The organism is Endozoicomonas sp. SESOKO3, assembly GCF_024606255.1.
On the sequence record NZ_JAHHPR010000102.1, the window covers coordinates 1 to 1,438 of the forward strand.

Below are 1,438 nucleotides of genomic sequence, written 5' to 3' on the forward strand. Positions count from 1 at the left end.
GTTGTGACACAGGCGTAACTTATCGGGAATGACAGGTCGATTCTGGCCGGAATCGCGGGTTGCTCCGTTTCAGCCCTTAAATCGATTTACAGCTCATCAGTTTCATAACCCGTTCCATTTCATTGCACATCAAGGGCCTTTTCAAGGCTCGCTCTTCCGGCTGCTGCCAAAGCATAAAGATATAGCATCGCCATTCTTTATACATGTCTGTGCAAGAGCAAAGCCATCCATCCACAAAGAAATAATAACCAGAGAGTTCAGTAAACTTAATGGTGGTTTTAGGGTCTAAACATCAGTAAAAACTGTTTATCTTAAATCAATCTAGCAAGCCTGTTCCTAACTTTATTCAGTAATGGTGCTATTATCAGTCAGGCTCTCAGAGCTATTACTTAATGAAACGTCAGCTATAAACAGTTAGACGAAAAAGGAGGTTAGCGAAATGTTCTTAAAAGCTGCTGCATTAGTAGGAGCGGCATATCTTCTTGGTTTTTTTTCAGAAGATGTACCAGATACTCAGACTAAAACGACCGAAACAGGTTTGGAAGTTCAACAACCTCTAAATTCTGAGACAGGCATAGGGGAAATATATCGAACTCAGGGCTTGGAAAAAACGATCATTAAAGAACTGATGTCTTCAGATGGGCAAACGTTTCCTGAAGACTATGAAACCAGATTGTTCTCTTTCAGTAGGGAAAGTATAAATCCTGATGCTCTTTCTGATGCTGAACTGGATAAGATAAATCAAACCTTTGACGCAATAAAACGCTATACGATGGAGTTATTCAGAAGCCCATCTGAACTTGATATAGCAAGAACACAAGCTACTGATATCGAGGCTGTTTATATTTATTCTTTTAGCCACAAAGCCACTACTCTCCAATGTCTGACATCGAACGATATTTGCCAACCCGCTAATGCCCAACTCATAACCAAAAGCAATAGTGAATACTCAGTATTGGATGATTACAAAGAAATGTTTACTTACGATTGGATACTTAAAAATTCTAAATTGAGAATGACCGAAAATTTTCGTGATAAAAATCTCAGGGAGGCACTTTCCAGAGAGCATTTTACTAATAAAAAACTATTACTTGAAGGAATTAGCGGTTATTTAAAGATGTCAAGAGCTGCTGTAGAAGGTGAAGCATTGCCCACTATGGGATACAGAGCTGTATTTGTCATTGCAGATCCTGATAAAGATGATATTTATATCCATACTGCTTTAAGAAGCTATACACTTACGCTTGATACCGAGCAGTTAACCAATCTGTACTCATAGTCTTCAGGAAAAGTTTCCCCATCTGAATGCTCCAGCTCTTTGATGATTGTTTTTTCTAAGCTGGAAGTTCGATACAGTGTTTCTATGCCTGCCCCTCTATTTATAAGTTGAGGCAATGATTGAGGCAAAGGTTGCTGCGTAAATTGATCCACTTCCAAC

The 1,438-nt window shown here is 39.1% G+C and carries 1 protein-coding gene; it reads left to right on the plus strand.

All coding sequences use genetic code 11. The features are described 5' to 3' along the window. Window positions 1-439 precede the first annotated feature (439 nt). Window positions 440-1,279: a hypothetical protein gene (locus KDK18_RS01840; protein WP_257252775.1), complete on the plus strand. Its 840-nt coding sequence runs from the start codon at window positions 440-442 to the stop codon at window positions 1,277-1,279. The last annotated feature ends 159 nt before the right edge of the window (window positions 1,280-1,438 follow it).

What these genes read in the sequence shown, in the direction of transcription:
- KDK18_RS01840 (WP_257252775.1), top strand. Translation starts at nt 440, where the DNA reads ATGTTCTTAAAAGCTGCTGCATTAGTAGGAGCGGCATATCTTCTTGGT.